We start from the raw sequence: 3862 nt of genomic DNA, 5'->3' as shown, positions 1-3862 counted from the left end.
TGCCTTGTGCTGAGCTGGCACCGCAGGTGACTGAGGGGTTCCTGTGCAATCTTTCTTGTCAATTTTCCCTCTCACACGAAAAACCTTGTATTTTCTCCGGAGATATGCTATAATGGATAGCATCGTAAAAAAACAGACAGTGTCCTGCAACGGGCGTGGGGAAATGCCATGCCGCAGGAGATACGGAGGAATATATGAGCCAGAGAAAACCACAGTCCCGCCGGCAGAAGCCTGCGGAAATGCCGGAAACGGAAAATGACCGGATCGCCGGCAGAAATCCCGTTATGGAAGCACTCCGCAGCGGTGCCAGGATCGACATGCTCTATGTGGGGCAGGAAAGCGGCGGCTTGCAGGAGATCATCAGCCTTGCCAAGGAGCAGGGCATTCCCGTAAAGGTTGTGACAGAGTCCAAGCTGACCCAGCTGACCGGCGGGGCAGTGCATCAGGGCGTTGCGGCAGAGGGTGCCTGCGGCACATACGTTTCGCTGGAAGAACTGCTGGAGCGTGCTGCCGAAAAGGGCGAACCGCCGCTGCTGGTGCTGTGTGACGGGATTCAGGATCCTCACAATCTGGGTGCCATTATCCGGACGGCAGAAGCTGCCGGTGCACACGGCGTAATTATTCCCAAGCGGCGGAGTGCGTCCCTGACGCTGACCGTGGGCAAGACCTCTGCGGGAGCCGCAAGCTGGCTGCCGGTGGCACGGGTGCCCAATCTGGCTTCCGCCATGGAGATCCTCAAGAAAAACAATGTCTGGATCTACGGCACCGATGCCGCAGGCACCAGCTATACCGATGCGGACTTCACCGGCGGCACGGCGTTTGTCATCGGCTCGGAGGGCTTCGGCATGAGCCGTCTGGTTGGGGAAAAGTGCGATGCCATGCTGAGCCTGCCTATGCGTGGAAAAGTCAACTCGCTGAACGCTTCCGTGGCAGCGGGCATCTTCCTGTACGAGGCAGTGCGGCAGCGGCTGGCAAAGTGACGGACGGGGAGAGTCTGAGGGGTTATCTCGTAAGTCTTTTTCATTGAGGAAAAGATTTCACATGAGAACCCCTCCACCAGCTACGCTGGTTCCCCTCCCCTAAAGGGGCGGCTTTTTTACATTCAGGCTTCTCTATAGGGGCGTGTCTGTGCTGAACCGGTAGCTATAGGCTCCCCTGAAAGGGGAGCTGGCAGTGCGTAGCACTGACTGAGGGGTTATCTCGTAAGTCTTTTTCATCAAGCAAAAGATTTCACATGAGAACCCCTCCACCCCTTCAGGGGCGGCTTGTTTCAGGCAGTTTTAGGGCATCGGCGGCAACAATCATTTTCGGAGAATCACTTCTCAAATTTTCACAGGAGTGTATTATGGCAGACCATAAATTTACATTAGAAGAAATCTTAAACGAATACAGTGCGGACGGCAAACGCTCCGGAATCCGGCACACCTCGGAACAGCCCCTGTCCCGCGGGACACTGGAAACCGAAAAGCTGGTGAATGCGGCAACGTCTGAGCGTCCGCTTTCGCGGGAACGTGCCGGCTATGACACGGTTGCCCCGCCGCCGGAGAACGCGGAAGAACTGGTGGACATCAAGTCTACGATCTCCCACATCAAAGCCAGCAAGGCGGCACAGGCAGCACAGGAAGCAGATGCGGCACCGGTGCTGCGGGAACGCTTTCCCACCCAGCACCTCCGGCGGGAAAACGTGTCCTTTGTCAACGCCGCCGGTGCCGGACGGTATCAGGCTTCTTACACCGAAACCGGCGACAGCGGCTATGACGGTGCAGTCAAGCTGATGGAAGAAGATACCGCCGCACCCCAGCGGCACCGCCCCAATGTGCGGCAGATGGAAGATTCCACCCGTGCACGGGAAAAGAAAAAGAAACGCCGCCGGAATGTGCCGGACAGTGCCTACCTCAAGGAATCTGTCACCGGCGAATTCCAGCGGGCAGAGCCGGTGGGAACGGATGAAGAACCGCCGGTTTCGCGGCGGCACTGGGAGGAAGAACAGGACTATTACTATCAGGGCAGCCAGCAGACCAGCCGGTTTCGCCCTGTCCGCCAGCGGGTGCGGAGCCATACCTTTGGGGCAGACGCGGAAAAGCGGCAGCCCGACAACTTGGAACTGGTGAAGAAAACGCTGGAAAATCTCCGGAATGTGGTATTTTTCCGGTTTATCGCCGTGCTGGTGCTGACTGTGGCAGGGGCGGTGCTGGCGTGCACGGAAGTGCTGGGGAACGGTGCCTTTACGGCACTGGTCACACCCCGCGGCTACGGCATCATTCAGCTGGCACTGGGACTGCTGGGGCTGGGCGTGATGTTCCCCACCGTGAAAAACGGGCTGTGGAACCTGCTCCGGTTTCATGCGGACAGTGACAGCATGGCAGTGCTGCCGCTGGTGCCGGCGTTGCTGGGGGCAGTCTGCGTGGTGATCTCGCCGGACGTTCTGGCAATGGACACGGTGCACCTCTATGTGCCCTGTGCTCTGCTGGCTCTGTTCTGCAATATCATCGGGCGGCTGCTGATGGTACGCCGTGCTCTGCGGAACGTGAACGTCATTTCCCGCGAGGGACAAAAGCGGGTGCTCTCCTATGTTTCGCAGGAGGAAACTGCGGAACTGCTCACACGGGGCGTGCTCCACGATATTCCTATTGTGACGGCAGTGCGGAAAGCGGACGGCTTGTGCGATATTCTCCGGTATTCCTATTCCACGGATATGGCGGACGGGCTGTGCCGGACAATGACACCGATCTGCGGCATTGTCACCCTGCTGATCGCCGTGGGCATGACTTTGATCCGCATGGGAACGGCGGTCGGCATGCCGTGGATCAGTTTCCTGTGCTCCATGCTGGCACTGCTCCAGACGGCAAGCTGCTGTACTGCCAGTGCACTGGTGGTCAATCTGCCGCTGGAACGGGAGTCCCGCAGGGCGGCGGCTTCCAACAGTGCCATGCTGGGCTATCAGAGCGTGGACGACTTTTTCGACACCAACGCCCTGCTGGTAGAGGCGAACGACCTGTTCCCCAAGGGCTCGGTACAGATCGAGGGCATGAAGGTCTTTTCCGGTGCCAAGGTGGACGATGTGCTGCTGGACGCAGCCAGTCTGGTGCACCACGGCGACAGCATGTTACAGGGTGCCTTTGCGGAGATGATCCCCGATGTGGGAACGCTTCTGCCGGTGGACGAGTTCGTCTGCGAGGACGGACAGGGCTTCTGCGGCTGGATCGCCAATCAGCGGGTGCTGTTCGGCAGCCGTGAAATGATGGCGAACCACAACATCGAAGGGCTGCCCACCAAGACCAGAGAAGCCGAACTGGCGGAGGGTAACGGCGATGTGCTGTATCTGTCAGTCAGCGGCATGCTGGCGGCACTGTTCTCCATTCGCATTACGGCAGATCCCCATGTCAAACGGCAGATGCAGGCACTGCGGCAGGAGCGTGTGGCACTGATCCTGCGAAGCGTGGACTGCTCCGTTTCGCTGCGGCGGCTCTCTGCTCTGTTTGACTTTCCGGAGTCCTATCTGAAAATTATCCCCACCTCGATGCACCACCTGTTCCAGCGGGAAACCGGTGGCCTTGGCTGTGTCAGTGCTTCCATGACCGTAGGGGACAGCGGCTTCGGTGCCGGTGCACTCCTGCTGGGAGCAAGACGGGTACGCCGTGCCGCAGTGATCGGCGTGATCCTGCTGGTAGTGGCAGGACTGCTGGGGCTGTCGCTGGCGATGATCCACGTGGTGACCGGTGCCTATGAGAAGATGACGGCATACTTTTTCCTGATCTATCACGTGATCCTCACTGTTGTCACAGCCCTGGCTGTGCGGCTGCGGTAGGTGAGAGCGAAAAGTTTTATGAGATAACCCCTCAGTCAAGCCTACGGCTTGCCA

At 58.8% G+C, this 3862-nt stretch carries 2 protein-coding genes; both read left to right on the top strand.

Annotation, left to right across the window (positions count from 1 at the left end; genetic code table 11):
• Positions 1–194 precede the first annotated feature (194 nt).
• Positions 195–980, top strand: a complete 786-nt coding sequence (gene rlmB / locus RUMCAL_RS00095) for a 23S rRNA (guanosine(2251)-2'-O)-methyltransferase RlmB (RefSeq protein WP_370742457.1) — start codon at positions 195–197, stop codon at positions 978–980.
• Positions 981–1345: 365 nt separating this feature from the next.
• A complete protein-coding gene (locus RUMCAL_RS00090; protein ID WP_040646250.1) occupies positions 1346–3808 on the top strand; it encodes a hypothetical protein in 2463 nt (820 codons plus the stop codon).
• The last annotated feature ends 54 nt before the right edge of the window (positions 3809–3862 follow it).

Source organism: Ruminococcus callidus ATCC 27760 (assembly GCF_000468015.1).
Taxonomy (GTDB): Bacteria; Bacillota; Clostridia; order Oscillospirales; family Ruminococcaceae; genus Ruminococcus_C; species Ruminococcus_C callidus.
This window is presented reverse-complemented; position numbering and strand designations above follow the sequence as displayed.

Excerpts from the sequence above, each read along its gene's own strand:
- rlmB (WP_370742457.1), top strand. The coding sequence starts at position 195 with ATGAGCCAGAGAAAACCACAGTCCCGCCGGCAGAAGCCTGCGGAAATG.
- RUMCAL_RS00090 (WP_040646250.1), top strand. The coding sequence starts at position 1,346 with ATGGCAGACCATAAATTTACATTAGAAGAAATCTTAAACGAATACAGT.